22 protein-coding genes are annotated in these 22,679 nt (G+C 52.6%); 5 read left to right on the forward strand and 17 right to left on the reverse strand.

What is annotated here, in order from left to right; all coding sequences use genetic code 11:
* Positions 1 to 23: 23 nt before the first annotated feature.
* The gene (rsgA, locus tag ACJJIJ_RS14975; protein WP_444937771.1) at positions 24 to 1,145 is read right to left on the reverse strand and encodes a ribosome small subunit-dependent GTPase A; all 1,122 of its coding nucleotides are present in this window, start codon (positions 1,143 to 1,145) and stop codon (positions 24 to 26) included.
* A 592-nt stretch (positions 1,146 to 1,737) separates the two neighbouring features.
* On the opposite strand from rsgA, the gene pulA reads away from it, so the two are divergent.
* On the forward strand, positions 1,738 to 5,064 hold the full coding sequence (pulA, locus tag ACJJIJ_RS14980; RefSeq protein ID WP_444937772.1) for a pullulanase-type alpha-1,6-glucosidase: 3,327 nt from the start codon (positions 1,738 to 1,740) through the stop codon (positions 5,062 to 5,064).
* A 151-nt stretch (positions 5,065 to 5,215) separates the two neighbouring features.
* Positions 5,216 to 6,490 (forward strand): amidohydrolase family protein, encoded by a 1,275-nt coding sequence (locus ACJJIJ_RS14985; protein WP_444937773.1) that lies wholly within the window; start codon positions 5,216 to 5,218, stop codon positions 6,488 to 6,490.
* Positions 6,491 to 6,628: 138 nt separating this feature from the next.
* On the opposite strand, the gene ribA is transcribed toward ACJJIJ_RS14985, so the two are convergent.
* From ribA to glyA, 11 genes are all read right to left on the reverse strand, one after another.
* The gene (gene ribA, locus ACJJIJ_RS14990) at positions 6,629 to 7,246 is read right to left on the reverse strand and encodes a GTP cyclohydrolase II (RefSeq protein ID WP_444910537.1); all 618 of its coding nucleotides are present in this window, start codon (positions 7,244 to 7,246) and stop codon (positions 6,629 to 6,631) included.
* Positions 7,247 to 7,263: 17 nt separating this feature from the next.
* The gene (locus ACJJIJ_RS14995) at positions 7,264 to 7,899 is read right to left on the reverse strand and encodes a retropepsin-like aspartic protease family protein (protein ID WP_444887219.1); all 636 of its coding nucleotides are present in this window, start codon (positions 7,897 to 7,899) and stop codon (positions 7,264 to 7,266) included.
* A 16-nt stretch (positions 7,900 to 7,915) separates the two neighbouring features.
* Complete coding sequence (locus ACJJIJ_RS15000) at positions 7,916 to 8,404, reverse strand: phosphatidylglycerophosphatase A family protein (protein WP_444882791.1); 489 nt, start codon at positions 8,402 to 8,404, stop codon at positions 7,916 to 7,918.
* A gap of 46 nt (positions 8,405 to 8,450) precedes the next feature.
* Positions 8,451 to 9,398: a thiamine-phosphate kinase gene (gene thiL / locus ACJJIJ_RS15005; protein WP_444937774.1), complete on the reverse strand. Its 948-nt coding sequence runs from the start codon at positions 9,396 to 9,398 to the stop codon at positions 8,451 to 8,453.
* Positions 9,399 to 9,408: 10 nt separating this feature from the next.
* Positions 9,409 to 9,852 carry a transcription antitermination factor NusB gene (gene nusB, locus ACJJIJ_RS15010; RefSeq protein ID WP_444882793.1) on the reverse strand — a complete coding sequence of 148 codons (444 nt, stop codon included), beginning with the start codon at positions 9,850 to 9,852 and terminating at the stop codon, positions 9,409 to 9,411.
* A gap of 65 nt (positions 9,853 to 9,917) precedes the next feature.
* Complete coding sequence (ribH, locus tag ACJJIJ_RS15015) at positions 9,918 to 10,388, reverse strand: 6,7-dimethyl-8-ribityllumazine synthase (protein ID WP_152454910.1); 471 nt, start codon at positions 10,386 to 10,388, stop codon at positions 9,918 to 9,920.
* Between the two features lie 65 nt (positions 10,389 to 10,453).
* Positions 10,454 to 11,566: a bifunctional 3,4-dihydroxy-2-butanone-4-phosphate synthase/GTP cyclohydrolase II gene (gene ribBA / locus ACJJIJ_RS15020; RefSeq protein WP_252083351.1), complete on the reverse strand. Its 1,113-nt coding sequence runs from the start codon at positions 11,564 to 11,566 to the stop codon at positions 10,454 to 10,456.
* Positions 11,567 to 11,665: 99 nt separating this feature from the next.
* Positions 11,666 to 12,328: a riboflavin synthase gene (locus ACJJIJ_RS15025; RefSeq protein ID WP_444937775.1), complete on the reverse strand. Its 663-nt coding sequence runs from the start codon at positions 12,326 to 12,328 to the stop codon at positions 11,666 to 11,668.
* Positions 12,328 to 13,473, reverse strand: a complete 1,146-nt coding sequence (ribD, locus tag ACJJIJ_RS15030) for a bifunctional diaminohydroxyphosphoribosylaminopyrimidine deaminase/5-amino-6-(5-phosphoribosylamino)uracil reductase RibD (protein ID WP_444937776.1) — start codon at positions 13,471 to 13,473, stop codon at positions 12,328 to 12,330. Before ribD ends, ACJJIJ_RS15025 begins: the two co-directional genes overlap by 1 nt.
* Positions 13,470 to 13,937 (reverse strand): transcriptional regulator NrdR, encoded by a 468-nt coding sequence (gene nrdR / locus ACJJIJ_RS15035; RefSeq protein WP_252083353.1) that lies wholly within the window; start codon positions 13,935 to 13,937, stop codon positions 13,470 to 13,472. Before nrdR ends, ribD begins: the two co-directional genes overlap by 4 nt.
* Positions 13,938 to 14,089: 152 nt before the next feature.
* Complete coding sequence (glyA, locus tag ACJJIJ_RS15040) at positions 14,090 to 15,358, reverse strand: serine hydroxymethyltransferase (RefSeq protein WP_444937777.1); 1,269 nt, start codon at positions 15,356 to 15,358, stop codon at positions 14,090 to 14,092.
* Positions 15,359 to 16,111: 753 nt separating this feature from the next.
* Between glyA and ACJJIJ_RS15045 the strand changes: the two genes are divergently transcribed.
* A complete protein-coding gene (locus ACJJIJ_RS15045; protein ID WP_444937778.1) occupies positions 16,112 to 16,687 on the forward strand; it encodes a hemerythrin domain-containing protein in 576 nt (191 codons plus the stop codon).
* Positions 16,688 to 16,727: 40 nt separating this feature from the next.
* Complete coding sequence (locus ACJJIJ_RS15050; RefSeq protein WP_444882796.1) at positions 16,728 to 17,168, forward strand: SpoIIAA family protein; 441 nt, start codon at positions 16,728 to 16,730, stop codon at positions 17,166 to 17,168.
* A 97-nt stretch (positions 17,169 to 17,265) separates the two neighbouring features.
* Here the strand turns inward: ACJJIJ_RS15050 and fnr (ACJJIJ_RS15055) are convergent, their stop codons facing one another.
* The 3 genes from fnr (ACJJIJ_RS15055) to ACJJIJ_RS15065 form a co-directional block, all read right to left on the reverse strand.
* Entirely contained in the window at positions 17,266 to 17,997 is a 732-nt protein-coding gene (gene fnr, locus ACJJIJ_RS15055; protein ID WP_444882797.1) for a fumarate/nitrate reduction transcriptional regulator Fnr, read from the reverse strand.
* Positions 17,998 to 18,250: 253 nt separating this feature from the next.
* The gene (locus ACJJIJ_RS15060; protein ID WP_444937779.1) at positions 18,251 to 19,120 is read right to left on the reverse strand and encodes an SDR family oxidoreductase; all 870 of its coding nucleotides are present in this window, start codon (positions 19,118 to 19,120) and stop codon (positions 18,251 to 18,253) included.
* A 52-nt stretch (positions 19,121 to 19,172) separates the two neighbouring features.
* The gene (locus ACJJIJ_RS15065) at positions 19,173 to 19,349 is read right to left on the reverse strand and encodes a hypothetical protein (RefSeq protein ID WP_444937780.1); all 177 of its coding nucleotides are present in this window, start codon (positions 19,347 to 19,349) and stop codon (positions 19,173 to 19,175) included.
* Between the two features lie 25 nt (positions 19,350 to 19,374).
* Here ACJJIJ_RS15065 and ACJJIJ_RS15070 point away from each other — a divergent pair, with 25 nt between their 5' ends.
* Positions 19,375 to 20,379: an adenosine deaminase gene (locus ACJJIJ_RS15070; protein ID WP_444937781.1), complete on the forward strand. Its 1,005-nt coding sequence runs from the start codon at positions 19,375 to 19,377 to the stop codon at positions 20,377 to 20,379.
* Positions 20,380 to 20,489: 110 nt separating this feature from the next.
* Here ACJJIJ_RS15070 and fnr (ACJJIJ_RS15075) read toward each other — a convergent pair whose 3' ends face one another.
* On the reverse strand, positions 20,490 to 21,218 hold the full coding sequence (gene fnr / locus ACJJIJ_RS15075) for a fumarate/nitrate reduction transcriptional regulator Fnr (RefSeq protein ID WP_252083361.1): 729 nt from the start codon (positions 21,216 to 21,218) through the stop codon (positions 20,490 to 20,492).
* A gap of 70 nt (positions 21,219 to 21,288) precedes the next feature.
* Positions 21,289 to 22,674: an oxygen-independent coproporphyrinogen III oxidase gene (gene hemN, locus ACJJIJ_RS15080; RefSeq protein WP_444937782.1), complete on the reverse strand. Its 1,386-nt coding sequence runs from the start codon at positions 22,672 to 22,674 to the stop codon at positions 21,289 to 21,291.
* Between the last annotated feature and the right edge of the window lie 5 nt (positions 22,675 to 22,679).

Here is a 22,679-nt window from a genome sequence, read left to right on the forward strand (position 1 = left end):
GAGATAAAAAGAGAGAGTTATTTTTAATCCTCCCCATGATATTTGCGCTTACGCGCCTGATTTTGCACAGACCGATACATTTGGGATAGCGCCCTTTCCCCTGCGCGTTTCTGCGCCAAGGTTCGACCGTTGCGGCATAGCTCTTGTTGCAGTTTTTGCCAATTGTGCAGGCGCCGCTCACCCAGAGAGCCGCCAGTTATTGCCTCTTGTACCGCACAGCCTGGCTCTGACTGGTGCTGGCAATCAGAGAAGCGACACGCCCTGGCCAAGGCCTCGATATCGGAAAAAGTCTCCGCCACGCCATCTTCAACATGCACCAACCCCAGCTCCCGCATTCCGGGGCTATCGAGTAACAGTGCTCCCCAGTTCAAGGAGTGAAGTGAGCGTTTCCGGGTAGTGTGGCGACCTTTGCTGTCAGCTTCGCGAATGCTTCCGGTCTCAGCCAGGGATTCGCCAGAAAGCGCATTTAACAAAGTGGACTTACCCACTCCGGAAGATCCCAGCAACGCGATCGTCTCCCCAGGTAAACACCATTGACGCAGTTGTGCCACGCTTTCTCGATCCAGGCTATTTACCATTGCGACAGGTAATTCTCCGAATGGGCGCAATGCCTGAAGAAAAGGGGCAGTATCTTCACACAGGTCGGCCTTAGTCAGTATCAAGTGTGGGCGGCAACCGGACTCCCGCGCCAGAGCCAAATAGCGCTCAATGCGTGAGAGGTTAAAGTCATCATTCAGGGACGAAACAATAAAAACACTATCGACATTGGCGGCGATCATCTGCACCTGATGCCCCCCAGGTGCCATGCGCTCAAACTGGCTGCTGCGGCGCAACAAACGCATAAAATATCCACTGCTCTTCTCTAACAACAACCAATCCCCCACCGTCGGCAAATTAGCCACAAGACTCCCGGTTAGGGGAAGGGACACAGCCCCCTTCTCGCCGGCCAATTCCAGGCGACTGCGGTGTACAGCCATAACCCGCAGCGGCAAACACTGTTCGAGTTCTTCGAGCGTCAGCTGCTGTTGGAAAAAAGACTTCCAACCAAGTTTTTGTAGCGGAGAAGCTTCCCGCTCAATTTTGATAGATGGGGATTTAGTGCCGAATCTATTAACAGACCGGCGGGTAAAGTGAGATTTACTCAAGATTGAAACCCTCTGGGCGCAACAAAGCACCAAGCGACCGCACATACGCGGCCAACAGAGCTTTCTCAGGGAAAGCCCGACGTCTAGGAATCTATCGCCGGGCGTGGGCAGCTGGAGGCTGCTACTGGACCCGACGGAGGGTTGCAACAATCATCAATCATCCTCCGCAGTCATTGAGTTTTGGACTCCGCCATTGTACTTGGCGGGTTATGGGCAAATTAGCACTACCAGGGGACAGGAGCAAGTCTGTAATCCTGGGAAGCCTCTTAGTAATTGCCCCGCCACAAAAAGCAAAGCCGGCAAAAGCCGGCCTTCGAATCCGATTACAGCGAGTGCATCACCTTTCTCGACTCACCATAACCCGATCAGTTGAGTATAGATCCGGCTTTTTCTTTCGCCATCACGTTTACTCGGGAAGCATCTTCTCCTGAGGGCGTTTCCATCAGGTGACGAATTTATAAAGGTTTTATGACCCCCCCAACCACCTCCCCCAGACCTCCACCTCCTCGGGGTGGGAGGCCGTCAATGCGTGACTGCGATTCAATACCAACTGAGAGAACCGCAACAAGTACAAGAAAAAATGGGAAGCGCTATGCCAACAACAAAATTTACAGGACTCGGCACAAGAGCGGGTCTGATTCTGGGGGCAGTCTTCTGCTCCATCCAAATACCGGTTTGGGCATCTGACACACCAGATCCCACCGAGGTCAATATTCCCGGCAACCTGCAAAGCCAACTGGGCTGCGATGGCGACTGGCAACCAGGTTGTGTCGCCACCCTGCTCCGCTATGACAGCGAAGACGACAAATGGCAAGGCAGCTTTTGGATACCCGCCGGCAACTGGGAGTACAAAGCCACTCTCAACAACAGCTGGGATGAAAATTATGGCTGGGGCGGCCAGCGGGACGGCGGTAATATTTCCCTTAGCCTGGATGAGGCCCGCGAAGTTAAATTTATCTACGACCACGAGACTCACTGGATCACCGACAACCACAGTAGCGTGGTCGCCGCTGTAGCCGGCAACTTCCAATCCCTGCTGGGGTGCCCGGGAGACTGGCAACCCAGTTGCCTGCGCAGCTGGATGCAGGATGCCGATGGAGATGGCACCTACACCTTTATCACCTCAGCGCTTCCTGCCGGTTCCTATGAATTCAAGGTAGCCCTGCATGAAGGCTGGGAGGAGAGCTACGGCAACAATGGAGCCAACGTTAGCTTTACCGTGGCTGCCGATTACGATGAAATCTACTTTACTTTTGACTCGAATAGTAAAGAAGTCACCGTCAGCAGTGACGGCTTCGCCAAGGGTGACCTGAGTAACGACAAAGCTCACTGGGTGGATACCAATAGCTTTGCCTGGGATATCCCGGTGCAGGAAGGTGCAAAGATTAAATTGCACTACAGCAACAGCGCCGAGCTAAAACTGGAGGACGGTGATATCCGTTCTGATGGCACCATCGATCTCACCCCTCTCGCCACCCTGCCCGACAGCGCCCAACAAAAATTCCCGCACCTGGCCAGTTTCAGTGCCTGGCAATTGCCGGGGCAGGCTTCCACTAGTGATCTGGTAACCCAGCAGCTCGCCCTCGCCGCTTACGATGCAGAGGGCAAGTTACTGGATGCGACTGGTGTGCAGATTGCCGGTGCCCTCGATGACCGCTTCTATTACGACGGTGAACTCGGTGCCCGTGTCGGCGAGAGCGATATCCAGCTCGATCTCTGGGCGCCCACCGCACGGGCGGTAAAGTTGCACCTGTTTACAGGCCCCAGCAGCGATAGCGCCGATCAGGTGGTACCCATGCTGCGCGATGAATCTACCGGGGTTTGGGGTGCCGATATCGATAAGCAGTGGGACCGCAGTTTTTACCTCTACGAGGTCGAGGTGTACTCCTACTTCAGCCGCCAGATTGAAACCAACCTGGTCACCGACCCCTATTCCTTGAGCCTCTCCATCAATAGCGGCAAAAGCCAGATCGTCAACCTGGATGACCGGGACCTGAAGCCGCGCGGTTGGGACCGCCTGCGCAAGCCCAAGTTAACCCAGCCGGAAGACATCAGTATCTACGAGCTGCACGTGCGCGATTTCAGTATTGCGGATCAAACTGTCCCCGAAGCAGAGCGCGGCACCTTCAAGGCTTTCACCCGCAAGCACAGCGACGGCATGCGCCACCTCAATAAACTGGCCCGCGCCGGCCTCACCTATATCCACCTGCTCCCGGCCTTTGACTTTGCCACAGTCAATGAGGATCGCACCCAGCAGCAGCAAACCCCGGACCTCTCAGGCTACGCATCGGACAGCAGCGAGCAGCAGGCCCAGGTAGATGCGATTCGCGATACCGATGGCTTTAACTGGGGCTACGATCCATTGCACTACACGGTCCCCGAAGGCAGCTATAGCAGCGCTCCCGACGGACCTGCGCGCATTCGCGAATTCCGTCAAATGGTGCAAGGGTTATCTCACTCCGGCCTGCGACTGGTGATGGACGTGGTTTACAACCACACCAGCTCCTATGGCCAATACGACAACTCCGTACTCGATAAAATCGTCCCCGGCTATTACCATCGCCGCAATCTGGAGGGTGGTGTGGAAATGAGCAGCTGCTGCGCCAATACCGCCAGTGAGCACGCCATGATGGAAAAGCTGATGATCGATTCCCTGGTCACCTGGGCCCGGGCCTATAAGGTGGACAGCTTCCGTTTCGATCTTATGGGACATCACAGCCTCGACAATATCCTCAAAGCGCAAGCGGCACTGCAATCACTGACCCCGGCAGCCGATGGTGTCGATGGCAACGCTATCTATCTGTACGGCGAGGGCTGGAATTTTGGCGAGGTGGCTGACGATGCTCGCTTTGTACAGGCCCGCCAGGGCAATATGGCCGGCAGCGGTGTCGGCACCTTTAACGATCGCCTGCGCGATTCCGTGCGTGGCGGCAACCCCTTTGGAGGTTTTGAGGAGCAGGGCTTTGGTAACGGTCTGTTCACCGACAGCAACGGTAAGTTTGAGGGAGAAGATGAGCGTGCCACACTGCTAACCCTGGCAGATAAAGTCCGCGTTTCCCTCGCCGGCAACCTGGCGGATTATCCTTTTGAAGATGCCAACGGCAATATCATTACCGGCAGCGAGCTGGTCTATAACGGCCAGCCCACCGGCTATACCGCCGACCCGCAGGAATCCATTAATTATATTGCCGCCCACGACAACGAGACGCTGTTCGACGGAGTACAGATCAAAGCCAGCGACAGCGCCGACTTGGCTGAACGAGTGCGTATCCAGGCATTCAGTAATTCCCTGGTTCTGTTCGCCCAGGGAGTGCCGTTTATCCACGCAGGCCAGGATTTCCTGCGCTCAAAGTCGATGGATCGGGACAGCTACAACTCCGGTGACTGGTTTAATGCACTGGACTTCAGCCTCGCCACCGATAATTGGGGTGCGGGTTTACCTATCGCAGATAAAAACGAAGATAACTGGTCCCTGATGCAACCTTTACTGGCAAACCCGGAATTGGCTCCCGAGCGCCGGCACCGCTTGTGGAGCTCTGCTCTATTCCGCGAGCAGCTGGCGATTCGCAACAGCTCTCCCCTGTTCCGCTTGTCTGATGCAGAGTCCGTAGAGGCACACCTTAATTTCCTCAACACCGGACCCGACCAGATTCCTGGGCTGATTGTGATGGAGTTATCCGATTCCAGTGGCAGCATCGATCGCCGCTTTGAACGTATTGTGGTGCTATTTAATGGCGATGACGAATCATTGGAATTTACCAGCGAAAACCTTATTGGTGAGTACCTGTTCAAGCACCCACGTCAGCGCCGATCAGTAGACTTACGCCTGCACAAAGTAAAATTTGATAGGAGCAGCGGCACCTTTACTCTGCCCGGCCGAACTACCGCAGTATTTGTGCAACCACGCCGTAGATATTAATTCTTCATAAATTTTAAAAGGCCGGATTTTCCGGCCTTTTTTTCATTTTTTAGAAACTATTTCCCGGCTCTCACCAAGTAATCAGCTCGCAATTGTCATATTCCGCAGATTGATTTAGCGTGTACCTAAATAATAAATAGGTGTACAAATCATGAAGCGTCTCCTTCTCTGCGGCATCGCAACTCTTCTCTCATCCGCGACACTGGCAAAAACTACTGTTATCCATGCAGGCACACTACTCGCCGTTCCCGGTGAGAAACCTTTACAAGAGCAAAGTGTAATTATCGAGGACGGCAAGATCAGTGCTGTCAGATCCGGTTATGTAAGCCCGGATAACGCTGAAGTCATTGATCTTAAAAATAGTTTCGTAATGCCGGGCTTAATGGATATGCACGTGCATTTACAAGGTGAGCTGGGACCTAAAAATGATACCGAGGCTCTCAAGATGTCCATGCCGCTGACCCAGATGCGCTCGCAAATGTTTGCCATGCGAACCCTGGAGTCTGGTTTTACCACTGTGCGCGATGCTGGTAACAGTGGTGAAGAAATGTATGCGATGCGCGATGCGATCAATAAAGGCTGGGTAGATGGCCCGCGAATTGTTGCAGCCGGCAGGGTGGGAATAACCGGTGGCCACGCAGATATCAGCGGGGTCAGCCCAGAGTTAATGGAGCTGCACGATGACAAGACCAAAACTGTATGCGACGGCCCCTACGAGTGCCGACGCGCGACCCGCCATGCGATCAAATACGGTGCTGACTTTATCAAGATTACCTCTACTGGTGGTGTGCTCACCGATCGCGCTACCGGAACTGGTCAGCAGATGGAAATGGATGAGTTAAAAGAGGTGGTCCTTGCAGCCAATCGTATGGGCCGCAAGGTGGCCAGCCATGCGCACCAGGAAGAAGGCATTATCGCCGCACTGGAGGCCGGTGTAGACAGTATTGAGCACGGCACCTACGCAGGTCCCCGCGCCCATAAGCTATTTAAAGAAACCGGCGCTTATCTGGTTCCGACACTTCTCGCCGGCGATACCGTGGTACAGCTGGCAAAAAATACCGATGTCTTATCTGAGGCTCAGAAGGAAAAAGCCATTCGTGTTGGCACAGACATGCGCGGCAATTTCCGTAAAGCGGTCAATGCCGGAGTAAAAATTGCTTTCGGTACCGACTCAGGTGTATCCGAGCACGGCATCAATGCCCGCGAGGCGGTACTGATGAGTGAAGCCGGTATGGACAATATGGCCATCCTGCAATCCGCTACCGTTAACGCCGCCGACCTGATCGATATGAGCGATTCACTGGGCACCATTGAACCCGGTAAATACGCCGATATTATCGCCACCGATGGCTCGCCACTGGATAATATCGATGAGCTTTTAGATGTGGATTTTGTGATGAAAGGGGGCAAGGTCTTTAAAGATTAGAAGCCCAATATTTTAGGAGCCTCTGAATTATTCAAAGCCGAACTCCAAATACTCGAGCTCGGCTTTAATTAATTTCCACAAAAAAAGGCCGGGATTATCCGGCCTTTTTTTGTGGGGGTGCCTGAAGGAGGTTAAAAGTTATTTTTCTTCTTTCCCTTCCTCATCCTCATTTTCAATCAAATGGCCAAGCTTGCCTTTCTTGGTGGACAAATACTTGGCATTGTGGGGATTGCGCCCGGACTGGTGCGGCAGGCGCTCAGTCACATTAATACCCAAGTCCTCCAACGCTTTTACTTTGCGCGGGTTATTGGTCATCAAGCGAATGGCATGAATACCCAGGTGGTCGATCATCGCTTTCAGAATTGAATAATCCCGCATATCGGCGCCAAAGCCGAGCTGCTCATTGGCCTCCACGGTATCCGCACCGCAATCCTGCAAATGGTAAGCACGGATCTTGTTTAACAGGCCTATGCCACGCCCCTCCTGGCGCAGGTAGAAAATAGCTCCACGTCCTTCCATGGCAATGCGGTGCATGGCATGTTGCAACTGGGCACCACAATCGCAACGCAGGGAAAACAGGGCATCACCGGTCAGGCATTCCGAGTGAATGCGGGCCAGTAGGGGCTCGCTGGTATCGAAGTCCCCCATGGTGAGCACCACATGCTCCTTGCCGGTCTCCACTTCCTCGAAGCCGTGCATTTCAAACATACCCCAGGAAGTGGGCAGCTTTGAGGATTCCACATAACGAATGGTCAACTTAATACCTCTTCACGTCAGTTGCGGGCGCGCAGTATCAGCACACCCCTCTGCTGTTCCATATCTAACCGGCCGAGAAAACTGTTTCCCAGAAGCACCACTTGGGGAAAGTTATCAGTGTGCACGGTAGCTTCTACATTGTGCAATTTAATGCCACCGATAGTGACACTGCTGAGATTGATCAAATAAGCACTGGTGATACCACTGGCGGTCGACACCGGTATGCGCTTGGCACCATTAAGATTTAAACGCAGACGCTGGGCGGTGGGGTAATTGATTGCCAGAGTAGTCGCTCCAGTATCCACCATCACCGGAACCCGCATCCCATTAATCCAGGCATCGGTATTGAAATGGCCACGACTATCTCCCATCAAGCGCACCTCGGCGCGCTCAGCCTGGGCATAGCTTGCGGCGATGGGCGCATCCAGGGTGAGCTTCTGTTCGCGTCCATTCACGCGAACACGCGCGTAACTGGTCGTCGATTCAATCAAGCCAACCCCTTCCGGTGATTGTTGGCCTGCCTTAAGAATGCGTTGGCGGCCATCGATTTCCAGCATGGCGCTATCGCCAAACAAACCCTTCAGCTGTACCTGTTGTGCCCAGGCTGTACTGGAAACCAGTAACCCCAGCAGAAGCCAAAATGCCTTGTGCATCGATAATCCCTATCCGCTAAGCCCCTACAAAAAACACGGTTATTTGCAATATTAAAGCCGCATAAACGGCGGCCAGTATATCGTCGAGCATAATTCCGACGCCACCCTGTACCCGCCGATCTGCCCAACCGATGGGCGGTGGCTTGGCGATATCGAACAGGCGAAAAAGTACGAAACCGTAAAGTGCCCAAATCCAGCCAGCCGGGGCCATAAACATAGTGAGCCAGTAGCCCACCATCTCATCCCAAACGATGCCCCCATGGTCATGTACACCGAGCTTCTTTGCCGCAGCGCCACATAAATAACACCCCACTAAACCCGTCACCACTAGGATTCCCAGGTACCAAGATGGGGGGAGATCTTTCATCAGCCACCAAAAAGGTATGGCAACCAGGGTGCCAAAAGTACCCGGTGCCTTGGGTGCCAGCCCCGAACCAAAACCAAAAGCCAGCAGCAGAGTAGGATCGCGCAAAAGCTCGGAAAAACTGGGGTTATGTATTCTCATTGTCTTATTTCCAAAGCCACCACCGGCACTTCCGGGCCAATACCATTTAAAAATGCTGATAGCCAGTGACCGCTGGCGACCAAGGGTTGCCATTATGCCAGCAGCGCACCCCGGTACCGCCCTCAACGAGGGCGCCGATAGCAGTTACTTTCAGGCCCAGTTGGTCCAAATCTGCAACCCGCTGCTGGGGAACGGTAAAACAGAGTTGGTAATCATCGCCACCGCCTGTAGCCAGAGCCATTGCTTTCTCTGCGGCAAGAGTCTGCGCCAAGGGAGAAACGGCCAATCGCTCCAGATGAATATCAGCGCTGACACGGCTGGACTCACAAATATGTCCCAGGTCAGCGAGCAGACCATCGGAAATATCCAGAGCCGCACTGGCCAACTCGGCAATCGCCGCAGCCACAGGGAATTGGGGTTCGGGATAATAAAAGGCGCGTTCACACTGCAGCTGCACATCGGCATTCACCCGATGTTCTCCCAGCACCACCGGCAGAGCGGCGGCAGCTGCACCTAGAGGACCGCTGACATAAACGTGATCACCGGGGCGGGCACGGTCTCGGCGCAGTGGCGATTCCGTGTGTCCGATCACCTGAATGGTGATCGACAAAGGGCCCGCAGTGGTATCACCCCCGACCAGAGAAACACCAAACTGTGCCGCGGTCTGTAGCAGGCCATCAGCAAATTTGCGCAACCAAACTGCATCACTGTGAGGCAGGGTCAGGGCCAGGGTAAACCAGAGCGGGCGCGCATTCATTGCCGCCAGGTCACTGAGATTAACCCTAAGTGCACGCGCGGCAATAGCAGCGGGGTCCGCATCAGCGGGGAAGTGGCGGCCTTCCACCAGGGTATCCATAGAGGTGGCCAGCTGCCCCGAGGCGGGTGCCTGCAATAGAGCGCAGTCATCACCTATACCCAGAGCAACCCCTTCACCCACAGGAGCACTGGCGAAAAAATCGCGGATAATTTCAAATTCGCCCGGCGCGGTTCCCATCAGCGTGACTTCAGGACTTCTTGTCTGCGGCCACTTCCGCAGTGCGCAGGTCTGCAGCAGTCTTATCCAGGATGCCGTTGATGAACTTGAAGGCGTCGGTGGGGCCGAATTTTTTCGCCAGTGCCACTGCTTCGTTAATCACTACTTTGTAGGGCACATCGATGCGGTTTTTCAGTTCATAAGTGGCCATGCGCAGAAGGGCGCGGGACACCGGGTCCAGATCTTCCACTTTACGATCCAGATGGGAGGAGTAAGCGCCTTCTACTTCGTCGAGGTTTTTGGCTACCCCGTGGAAGATATCGCGGAAATATTCCACGTCGGCTTTGCTCATATCGTTGTCGGTATGGAACTCGGCTTCAATCGCATTGAGGCTGGCGCCGGCCATTTGCCATTGGTAGAGCGCCTGCATGGCGTAGTGGCGCGCCTTGCGGCGGGCAGATGCAGTTACGGTCATTGTCTTTTCCGGTAGATACTTCTCAGAATGGGCAGCGCCGACGCAACTGGACGGCGCTGTGGCAATTAGATTTTGCCGAGTAGGGAAACCATTTCCAGGGCGGTTTCGGCGGCTTCACAACCTTTGTTGCCAGCCTTGGTGCCGGAGCGCTCGATAGCTTGCTCAATGGAGTCCACAGTCAACACACCAAAGGTCACCGGGATACCAGTATTCAGGGATACCTGAGCCAGGCCTTTGGTGCACTCTCCAGCGACATATTCGAAGTGCGGAGTGCCGCCACGAATCACCGCGCCCAGTGCAATAATCGCATCAAATTTTTTGGTTTCCGCCAGCTTTTGCGCGGCCAGCGGGAATTCGAAGGCACCGGGGGCGTAATAGATGGTGATATCCTCATCCTTGATGCCCTTGCGGCGCAAGGTATCGAGGGCGCCGTCTTTGAGGCTCTCAACCACAAAGCTGTTCCAACGGCTCACCAGCAGCGCGTACTTACCTGTACTGCCGACAAAATCCCCTTCAATCACTTGAATGTTGCTCATAATGTCCAATCCGTATTTCTTTCCATACCCGTGCCATTTCAAATGCGCCGGGAAACATTCTGTTATTACTCTTCGACGTTCAAGTACTCTTCCACTTCCAGTTCAAAACCGGAAATAGCGCTGAACTTAAACGGCGCACTCATCAGGCGCATCTTGCGCACCTTGAGATCACGCAGTATCTGCGAACCAGTACCCACCTGCTTGTACACCAGGTCCTGGCTGGGGCGCTGCTGCTTGCCGCTGATCAGCCAATCGATACTCTCCTCGATTTCTTCGGTGGTCTCGTTATGGCAGATCAATACCACCACACCTTTGCCCTCTTTCTCGATGCGCTGCATGGCGCGGCGGAAAGTCCAGGGGACAAATTTTTCATCACCGCGCTGGATGGTGAGTACATCGCGCAAGGTGTTACCCACATGTACGCGCACCAGGGTCGGCTCCTCCGGCGTGGGCTCACCTTTGATAAAAGCGAAGTGGCGCTCGCGACGGGCCTTGTCAAGATAGGTGCGCAGCTTGAACTCGCCAAACTCGGTACGCACTTTGCGCTCGTTCACACACTCCACAGTTTTCTCGTTGAGCGCGCGGTAAGTAATCAAGTCGGCAATAGTGCCGATCTTCAGGTTGTGCTCCTTGGCAAACTTCTCTAGATCCGGGCGGCGTGCCATGGTGCCATCGTCATTCATGATTTCAACGATTACCGCCGCCGCCTCGAAACCCGCCAAGCGGGAAAGATCACAGCCTGCTTCAGTGTGGCCGGCACGGCTTAGTACGCCACCGGGCTGGGCCATAATCGGGAAAATATGTCCGGGCTGCACGATATCGCTGGGTTTGGCATTTCTATTTACGGCGGCGCGCACGGTACGCGCACGGTCCGCAGCGGAAATACCGGTGGTCACCCCTTCGGCAGCTTCGATAGAGACGGTGAAGTTGGTGCTGAACTGGGCACCGTTATCCCGCGACATCAGCGGCAGGTCCAGCTGCTCACAGCGCTCTTTGGACATGGGCATACAGATCAGGCCGCGGGCATGGGTAGCCATAAAGTTGATGTCTTCGGCGCGCACCTGCTCCGCCGCCATCACCAGGTCACCCTCGTTTTCGCGATCCTCATCATCCATCAGGATCACCATTTTGCCCTGGCGGATATCGTCGATCAGTTCTTCAACCGTATTTAATTCCATTGCTAACTCTGGATAAATTAATCAATTGCAAATTGAGCGGCTTTCCCTGCAGTTACACTCACCCGCCCTCACTGGCGCGGCATGCCGGGATAAAGCCAGCTAGCGCTTGTAAAACCCGTTCTGGGCGAGAAATTCGAGTGTCATACCACCGTCGCTGGATTTGGCCGCCTCCTCGCCAAGAAGCAGGCGCTCCAGGTAGCGTGCGATCAAGTCCACCTCAAGATTGACCCGGGTGCCAGCCGCGTAACCCTGCATAATCGTTTCCTGCAGGGTATGCGGCACAATGGTGAGTTCAAACTCAGCGCCGTCCACCGCGTTAACGGTGAGACTGGTACCGTCGACAGTAATCGAGCCCTTGTGGGCAATATAACGAGCCAGATTATCCGGTGCGCGCAGGCGAAAACGCTCGGCACGGGCCTCGGATTTACGCCACACCACCTCACCGATACCGTCCACATGGCCGCTGACAATATGGCCGCCAAGGCGGGTTTGTGGGGTCAATGCCTTCTCCAGGTTGACCCTATCCCCGCGCTTCCAACTGCTGACACTGGTGACATCCAGCGTCTCCGCGGAAACATCCGCCCAATAGCCATCACCGGGCAGCTCCACTACGGTCAGACAGACCCCGTTGGTGGCGATACTATCGCCAAGCTGTACATCGGTGAGGTCCAGCTTGCCGCTCCTAACGCGCACGCGCAGATCACCACCGCGCGGCTGCAGATCGGCAATCTCGCCGACCGCTTCAATAATTCCAGTAAACATCAGCGCTCGATATCCGTGGTTGCGGTGATGCGCCAGTCGTGGCCGACCGCGCGCATATCGGTAATCGTGATCGGCAGCACCGAGCCCATACGCTCAATGGGCAATTCAAACAGCGGCCGTGCCGTGCTGCCGAGCAGCTTGGGCGCCAGATAGACAATCAATTCGTCTACGTGACCCCGGTAGAGAAACTCACCGGAAAGGATCGCACCGCTTTCTATCAGTACTTCATTGCATTCGCGTCGGGCCAACTCTTTGAGCAGGGCAAGCAGGTCTACCCGACCGTCCTTGTCCTGAGGCAAAACAACAACTTCGGCACCGGCGTTTTCCAGTCGCTGACGGCGCTCTGGATCGGCGCGCTCAGTAGTGCACACCAGTGTGGGGGCGTCCCCCTGCAAAATAAAGGCCTTTGCCGGCGTGCGCAGCTGGCTGTCGACAATAACGCGCAGGGGCTGAACTTCAGCAGCCTGTTCCGCTTCGAGCAGCTCCAGCGCCATCTCATCGGCGCGCACATTGAGATTCGGGTTGTCGAATCGCACAGTCTCTACGCCAGTTACCACTGCACAGCTGCGCGCACGCAGGCGCTGCACATCGGCGCGCGCAGCCGGGCCCGAAACCCATTTGGATTCACCGCTGGCCATGGCGGTGCGACCATCTAAACTCATCGCAGATTTGCTGCGCACCAGGGGTAACCCCAAGGTCATACGCTTGATAAAACCCGGGTTGAGCGCGCGGCAGCGCTCTTCCAGCACTGGCCCCTCTACCTCAATACCCGCATCGCGCAGTTTCTGCAAACCGCTTCCGGCAACCCTGGGATTCGGGTCTTCCATACCGTATACCACACGTGCAACGCCGGCCTGCACCAGTACCTCTGCACAGGGACCTGTGCGGCCACTGTGGCTACAGGGTTCAAGGGTCACATAGACGGTGGCGCCGCGTGCCCGCTCGCCCGCATCGCGCAGGGCTTCTATTTCAGCGTGGGGTTCGCCAGCACGCTTATGCCAGCCCTCGGCAATTACTTGGCCATTAGCATCGGTGATCACACAGCCGACCCGGGGATTCGGCATAGTGGTATAGAGACCGCGCTCCGCCAGCTGAATAGCGCGGCCCATCAGTGCCTGGGCACTCTCTACAGCCATTTGACTCATTGCGTTTGGTTTTCCTTACTGGTCAGGCGCTCAATTTCTTCACTGAAGTCGCTGACATCTTCAAAGCGTCGATACACCGAGGCAAAGCGCACATAAGCGACCTCATCCAGCTCGCGCAGCTGCTCCATAACCAACTCACCGATGGCCCTTGCGGGCAACTCGCGCTCACCCGTTGCGCGCAGTGCATGCTTGATTTGGGAGACTGCGGATTCCACCCGCTCGATACTGACCGGGCGCTTCTCTACCGCGCGCTGGATGCCCGCGCGCAATTTGTCTTCATTGAAGGGCTCGCGCTGGCCATTTTGTTTGATCACCCTGGGCAACAGCAGCTCTGCGCTTTCAAAGGTGGTGAAACGTTCATGGCATTCGAGGCACTCGCGCCGGCGGCGCACCTGATCGCCCTCCGCCACCAGGCGGGAATCGACTACTTTGGTTTCTTCTGCGCTGCAGAAAGGACAGTGCATGTGGGATCGTCCCCAGGGGAATGGAAAATGGGCCGCAGTTTATCACAGCCGTTGCCCCCTGTGACTGCACCACGCACCGCTGCGGTGCAGCACACTGTGATACAGCCATAAAAAAAGCGGCTCACCGAGCCGCTTTTTCCAGCAAAGCTAAATTAGGCTTTCTTGTACACAGGAAACTGTGCACAGATCTCCAGAACTTTTTGCTTCACATCGGCGATGGTGGCTTCAACATCGCCGCCTTCCAGTGCGTCCAGGATATCGCAGATCCAATGGGTCAGCTGCTGGGTTTCCTTCACGCCGAAACCGCGCGTGGTAATCGCCGGAGTACCGACACGCAGTCCACTGGTAATGAAGGGAGAACGCGGGTCATTAGGCACCGCATTTTTATTCACCGTGATATTGGCATTGCCCAGGGCCTCATCGGCATCTTTACCGGTGTATTCCTTACCGATCAGGTCCACCAGCATCAGGTGGTCATCGGTGCCGCCAGAAACGATATTGATACCGCGGTCGAGGAAAGTCTCCGCCATAGCGCGGGCATTCTCTACCACCTTCTTCTGATAATCCTTGTATTCTGGGCTCATGGCCTCCTTAAAGGAAACCGCCTTGGCCGCGATAACATGCATCAGCGGGCCACCCTGACCACCGGGGAATACCGCGGAGTTCAGTTTTTTCTCGATCTCTTCGTTGGCACGGGCCAGGATAATGCCACCGCGCGGTCCGCGCAGGGTCTTGTGAGTGGTGGAGCTCACCACATCGGCGTGGGGAATTGGCGATGGGTATTCACCAGCGGCAACCAGACCGGCTACGTGGGCCATATCTACAAACAGGTAGGCACCCACTTTGTCGGCGATTTCGCGGAAACGCGCCCAATCCATGACGCGGCTGTAGGCGGAAAAACCGGCCACGATCATCTTAGGCTTGTGCTCCAGAGCCAGACGCTCCACTTCCTCGTAATCCACCTCACCGGTTTCCGGGTTCAGGCCGTACTGCACCGCATTGTAGATTTTGCCAGAGAAGTTGACGCGGGCACCGTGGGTCAGGTGGCCGCCGTGAGCCAGGCTCATACCTAGCACGGTGTCGCCGGGGGCGCACAGGGCTTGATATACCGCCGAGTTGGCCTGGGAGCCAGAGTGCGGTTGTACATTGGCGTAATCCGCACCAAACAGCGCCTTGGCGCGCTCAATCGCCAGGGTTTCCACTTTATCCACATACTCACAGCCACCGTAGTAGCGTTTGCCCGGATAACCTTCTGCGTACTTATTCGTGAGGCTGCTGCCCTGGGCTTCCATGACTTGTGGGCTGGTGTAGTTCTCGGAGGCGATCAGCTCAATGTGGTCTTCCTGGCGAGAATCCTCTTCGCAGATAGCTTCCCAGATTTCGGGATCGTAAGAAGCGAGCGTGACAGATGAATCAAACATGGTGTTCCCTCGGTAATGCGGGCTGAGTAGAGACTGGTGTAACTCGGTACCACTGTGCTCAGGCCTTGCAACTTGGCCTCAGGCGCCAACAGGCCCCACTGACTACTCAAAGAATCCTGAGCATTTTAGAAAGGCGCGCATTGTACACCAAGGTCACAGGGATTGCGCGAAAACCAAAACCCGGCCAGTTAGCCGTGTTTTCGACTATTGATTGCCTTAGAAATGAGCGATACAGGGGCCGGACTCATAAGCCACCTCTTTAAAAGCTTGCTTTACTCAAATACCCTGTCACTGCTGGCCCTTAAGCTAGGCCAACATCAAAACCATACTAGGATCACCAGTCACTGCCTCATTCTCACACCAGTGACTTATACCCACCGTCACCAGCTTGTGTGGACCTGTAGGACACCAATAATAATGTATGGCCTATCCTCCTATTGATTTAACCGTTGCCCCCCCGTAATTAGAGTGCACCACAGCACTCAGCCTCCAAAATAAAAATGAGGAATTAATACTCAAACCCTGCGCGGCAATTAACATGGCTTGAGCCCAATTTCGTTATCTCACAGCCTTTGTATGACTCTAACTCGATAACTGGTTTTAGATAATTTTTAAAAATGGTGCCCTTTAATTTCTTTACTGCGCCAAAATCCTCAGGTTGTACCACTTTTTTTTCGCTACTTGATCCACATCAATTCCTCTCTTGAGTCTGCTGGCAACAATAAGCTTCGAAACTGATCGCGGGGGTCTGGGATGAATAACATCTACCGACAACTCTGTTTAGACCATAAAAATATGCAGCAAATGCTCAATGCCTTTGAGCGCTTGCTACAGGACCTTTTTGGAACTCATGAGCGGGACCCTAACACCCTCTCTCTGATTCTTGACGCACTGGATTATTTTTCTGTTTACCCAGATAAATATCATCATCCGGTAGAAGACTTGATTCTTGCTCGCTTGCTGACCAAACCTGTGCATGACCGAAGTGCTATTTATGAAGCGCAGATGCAGCACGAAAAAATTGCTGCAACCACCAAGCATATGTGTGCACTTTTCTATGCCGTAGCCAATGACGCCATGGTTGAGCGGAGAGTGCTACAAGGAGCTAGTAATAGCTATTTGCAGTTACAGCGAAATCATATTGAGCTGGAAAATTCTGCGATTTTCCCCCAAATAGAGCAATATCTACAGGTAGAAGACTGGAAACAAATATACAGACAGGTCAAGCAGTTAAAAGATCCTTTTTTCGATAAAAACACCAGAAATATATATGAATCTTTACGCGAATATCTGACTCAACCAGAAACACCCTCACAAGTATTTGCTTAAGATGACCGGGTCATTTCACAAACTATAAAAAGGAGGAGACATGAAAATCAAGCGTCACGGAATCTCCATTGGCATGGAGAGAATTGATGATGATTTCTTCCTGTATATCAAAGCTGTTGGGCAGTTGACCCATGAGGACTACGAATATATAACGCCTTTGCTAGAGTATGCTCTTGAGGGCGTTAAAAAACCACAGGTACAAATGCTGATTGACTTGCGGGATTTTGAGGGCTGGGGTCTGCACGCGATCTGGGATGAATTCAAGCTAACCCTTAAACATGGCAATGAATTCTGCCGCATTGCTGTACTTGGGGATGAAGGCTGGCAACAGCTGGCCACCAAAGTTGGAGGATGGTTTGTAAGTGGCGAAGTGCGTTACTTTGAGAAGCAGCACGAGGCCATGGACTGGCTGTCACAAGCACCGGAAGAAGTAGAGAAAAAAGGTGCAGAAAAGGAATTAGCTTTCTCCACACACTCCTGATAAGTAGTGGATTCCGGGGGCGTTTTCGCCCCCTTTTTTATTTTTTAATGCTCAAACCCTTATCCTTTCCAGAAAATTTTCGCCACTTCAAAGACTTCTAAACCTCGCCCTCATAACCACAGTGGGTTCCCGCTATTTCACTAAGCCCCAGTAAATTTTGAATCTGCACTACCCTGCCATTTACTTGGATAACCCCCTGCTTTTGAAAGCGAGTAAACAGACGACTCACCGTTTCTGCAGTTAATCCTAGGTAATTGGCAATATCTGTACGCGACATTGAAAGGATAAATTCATTGGGGGAATAACCGCGACAGGCATAGCGACTGGAAATATTCATAAGCAATGCGGCAAGGCGAGTATCCGCAGAACGCTTGCCAAGCAGCATTAAAATTTCATTCTCCTTGCGCAACTCTTCGGAAAAAATGCTGTAAATCTGTTGCTGCAGGGCCGGAACCTGCTGCGCCAGTACTTCCAGTTGAGCAAAAGGCAGGAGACAGACACTGCTGTCTTCTAACGCCTCGGCATAGCTAGAGTGAACACGGGTACTATAAGCATCGAGGCCAAGTAATTCTCCCGGCAGGGCAAAATGTGTTATCTGGGTATCACCATCTGCGGCAATTACTACATTTTTAAAACTGCCAGAGCGAATCGCGTAGAGATTTTGAAATGAATCGCCAGCCCGGTAGAGAGATTCTCCGGCCTTAATGACCTTCTTTTTTCCAGTAACCTGTTCGAGGCGATCAATCTCTGCCAGAGACAGGCCCGCAGGCAAACAGAGACGCCTGACAGAGCAATTACTGCAACTTACTGGCACTGGTGAATCAGCCATACCCAAATCGCCGTTTAACAATATAGGAAAATTGTAACGGCATTATTGAAAAGCGTCGCCACCCAGAAATAAAACACTAAATATTAAAAAAATAGTATCGAGGCTAACCATCTTTCTAAAACAACGGACCAATATATGCTACGTTTACACAATTTCAGACATTACTCTTCTACATAAAAATAATGACTAGCGGGTGCTCCTGGGCTTATCTAAATAAACAAAGCCCTGCGAAATCAATGAACTTTTCGGTAAATCATTGATTGGCAGATAACAGGGTATCTATCACCATTTTCTGCTGAGCTTTACCACTTGGATCTGCATCCGTTTTATAAGCACAAAATTCATTGGCCCAAGGAGAAGTACGGACCCGAACCGGTGGATCTTCACTTTCAACAACATCTAAAACTACCTGCGCCACCTGCCCGGCACTCTGATAAAGACGGGCCGTTTGTTCTGGTGTGCGCCTCTGGATACTTCCTAGATATTGTTCGAATAAGCCCTGGTAATCTCCTTCTGGCACACCACCATCCACTTGCAGTTGAGATAAAACACTGTTGGCAAATTCAGAGTAAATGCCGCCAGGTTCAACCGCAGTGAACTGAATGTTAAAGCTGGACTGGATATAGCTAGCCATAGCCTCTGTGTACCCCTCTACAGCAAACTTGGCAGCACAATAAAGTTCATTAAACGGCTGCCCCACTAACCCACCCACAGAGGAAATGTTGATAATCCGACCGCTGCGTTCCTTTCGCATATGGGGGAGTACTGCCTTGGTGCAACGCACTACCCCGTGGAAGTTCACATCCATAACCCACTGCGTCTCTACCTCTGAGGCCATTTCGGTGGTTTTCACAAAGCCGGCACCGGCATTGTTAACCAAAATATCGATACGCCCCTGCTCCTCAATAATGGTATTCACAGCATGTTGAATACTTCCTGCATCCTGCACGTCTAGCGCTAAAACGTTGAGCTTGTGCCCAAGCCCGGCATCTTTCAGCAGTGGGCCCGCTTTGCCCAAATCCCTCATGGTGGCGTAGACAACATACCCCCGCTTCGCCATTTTGGTGGCCAAACTCTGTCCCAAACCTGTAGATGTTCCCGTAATCAGTACTACCTTGCCCATAGGTCCACTCCAACACTCAGAAAAAGTATACTGCCTGGTGTATGTTACACCTCTAACCCACAAAGTAAACCGCCTGGTTTACACAGCTGTAGTCTTGCGGCTTCACCAGCCATGCCCAGGCCGGCAGGTTAGCGAATGGCTTTTCAGCCATAAGGAAGAAGCTGTTACCATTACCGCCAATTTTTCCGGCTGTTGAATCGATGCCTCCGGCCCGGGTAACAGCTCCCACACTTATCTTCAATACAGTTATTACTATGAGCATCGCCGATCTGGATTTTATTAAGACTCTCCCCAAGGCAGAGCTGCATTTGCACATTGAAGGCTCGCTGGAGCCAGAACTAATGTTCGAGCTTAGCCGGCGCAATAAAATTGAAATCCCCTTTTCCAGTGTTGAGGAAATTAAGGCTGCCTATAAGTTTCACAACCTGCAGTCCTTCCTGGATATTTACTACCAGGGAGCCTCGGTCCTTATCCATGAACAGGACTTTTACGATCTAACCATGGCCTATTTGCTGCGCTGTCGTGAAGATAATGTTGTGCACACTGAAATTTTCTTCGACCCCCAAACCCATACAGAAAGGGGTATTGATATCGGTGTGGTTATTCGGGGCATCCACAGCGCTCTAAAAGATGCCGAATCTGAGTGGGGAATTAGTAGCCACCTGATTCTCTGCTTCCTGCGCCACCTGAGTGAGGAAGAGGCCATCACTACTCTAAAAGCCGCCAAACCTTACCTGGAATTTATTAAGGGTGTTGGCCTGGACTCCTCAGAACTGGGACACCCCCCCAGCAAATTCCAGCAAGTCTTTGCTATGGCTAAAGAATTAGGCCTGGAGAGGGTCGCTCATGCGGGGGAGGAAGGGCCAGCTGAATATATTAAAGAAGCTCTGGATTTACTCGATGTAAGCCGCATAGATCACGGCGTGCGTTGTGTGGAAGACGAGGCTCTGATTGAACGACTTATCGATCAGGAAATTCCCCTCACCGTATGCCCTCTGTCCAACACTGCACTATGTGTCTACGACGATATGAGCCAACATCCCATATTACAGTTATTGGAACGTGGGCTCTGTGTCACAGTAAATGCGGATGATCCGGCCTATTTCGGCGGTTACGTTAACCGCAATTACCAAGCACTGAGTGAAAGTCTTGGTATGACCAAGAAACAGGCAAAAAAGCTGGCTATTAACAGCCTTAAAGCCAGCTATATTTCTCAAGCCCAACAACAAAAATGGGCGGAGGTTATCGCCGCTATTTAATTAATGCGATCCTAACGCAAATAATTTGAAAAATGTTATAGGGCCTGCTAATTATTTAGCCTGGGCCCTTTTAATCAACTAAGCTTATCAAACTCTGATAGAGTGCTTAATCAGTCTTCATCGTAACCGTAATGGGTTCCGGCCAGTTCACTGAGACTGATCATATCCATTATTTCCACCGCCCGACCACTTACCTTAATCAGTTTTTCTTTTTGAAAACGCGAAAATAATCGACTTACGGTTTCTGCAGTTAACCCAAGGTAGTTGGCAATATCTGTGCGCGGCATAGACAACACAAATTCACTGTGCGAATAACCGCGACGAGCATAGCGGCTGGAAATATTAATCAGTAAAGCCGCTAAGCGGGTATCAGCCGATCGCTTGCCCAACAGCATTAAAATATCATTTTCCTGGCGCAGCTCTTCAGAAAAAATACTATAAATCTGCTGCTGCAACGCGGTGACCTGATTAGCCAGTAATTCCAGCTGGGTAAAGGGCAACAGGCAGACACTACTGTCTTCCAGCGCCTCAGCGTAACTGGGGTGTACGCGGCTACTATAGGCATCCAGCCCCAACAACTCTCCTGGCAGGGCAAAATGAGTGACCTGCGTATCGCCATCCGCTGCGATAACCACAGTTTTAAAACTGCCTGAACGAATAGCGTAAAGGTTTGCAAAAGGATCACCGGAGCGATACAAGGTCTCACCGGCTTTTACAATTTTCTTACGGCGCGTAACCTGCTCTAGTCGATCGATATCTGCTTGAGATAACCCCGCAGGCAGGCACAAACGTCTAACCGAGCAGTTGCTGCAACTAACCGCTACTGAGGAATCCATCATACTAAACCAGTCGGTAAACTAATTTGCGGCTATTGTACCCGCTGTGAAGGCAATCGTCTCCTGTAGAACATTAAAGAACACGAGAATATTGTGCATCAGTTTGCTGACTGTATAAGTAAATATCAAAAGCCGAGGCAACATTGCGTACAAACCAGCGCCCCTGCTCCGTAACGGTGATCTTTTTTTCATCCTGATAAATAAGACCATCCTCAAACATGGGTTCCAGTCTTTTGAGCTCGTGGAAAAAGTATTGATTAAAAGGTACGCCAGTGCGACGCTCAACCTCAGTTTTATCCAGGCTTAACCGGCACATCAGTTCAGTAATAACCCACTGACGCAACTTATCTTCATCACTCATTAACCAGCCTCGACACGAAGCATTACCCCGCTCAGCCACGGCCTGGGTATATTCTTTCAGACGGTGCAGGTTCTGCCAGAAACCATTACGACTGTAGCTGATTGCGGAAGCCCCCAGTCCAACTAACGCATCGGCGGGCATTAATGTGTAGCCTTGGAAATTTCTCTGTAACATCCCCGCGTGAGCGGCCTTGGCCAGCTCATCTCCCGGCCGGGCAAAATGATCCATACCCAGGAATTCATAACCGGCCTGACCCAAGTGCTCTACCGCAGCCAGCTGCATTGCTACTTTTTCTGTGGCGGAGGGAATTAGTTCCGTATCGATAAGACGCTGGGCTTTAAAACGATGGGGTAAATGCGCATAGTGATAGAGGGCAATACGATCCGGCTGTAAATCTAGCACCTTATCCAGGGTACTGTGCAAACTGCTGAGGTTTTGTTTGGGCAAGCCATAAATCAAATCATAGGAAATAGATTCGAAGCCCCGCTCACGCGCCGCAACCGTTAATTCAGTCACCTGGTCGGCACTGCAAATTCGGTTGATGGATCTCTGCACCTCGATATCAAAATCCTGCACGCCCAGGCTCAAGCGATTAAATCCGAGCTCTCTTAGGGTATCCAAGGTCTCCAGCTCCAAGGTGCGTGGATCGGCTTCAATGCTGTACTCCACTCCATCGCCCGGGCGTAAATCAAAAATCTCACCCAGTCCTTCCATCAAGCGGCGCATATCTCCATCGCTGAGAAATGTGGGTGTACCACCTCCCAAATGCAACTGGGTGACCGGTACCTGGGCCACCTTGTCCCGATACCAGCGAGCTTCCTGCAAGAGGTTATCCAGATAGCTGGAGGCGAGACCGTATTGGGAAGTAATTACCTTGTTGCAAGCACAGAAATAACAGAGAGAACGGCAAAAGGGGATATGCACATACAGGGATAAGCTGCGAATATTTTTAAGTGCATCCCAAGGTTTGATGCTGCCATCCAGAGGTTTAAATCTATCGGCTGTGGGATAAGAGGTGTAGCGCGGGCAGGGGCCACTGTATCGGGATAACAGTTGTTCTGATAGACCACCTATAGTGCTTTTAGTCTCTTGCATCATATTTC

This window comes from Microbulbifer mixtoriginis (SeqCode), assembly GCF_052467945.1.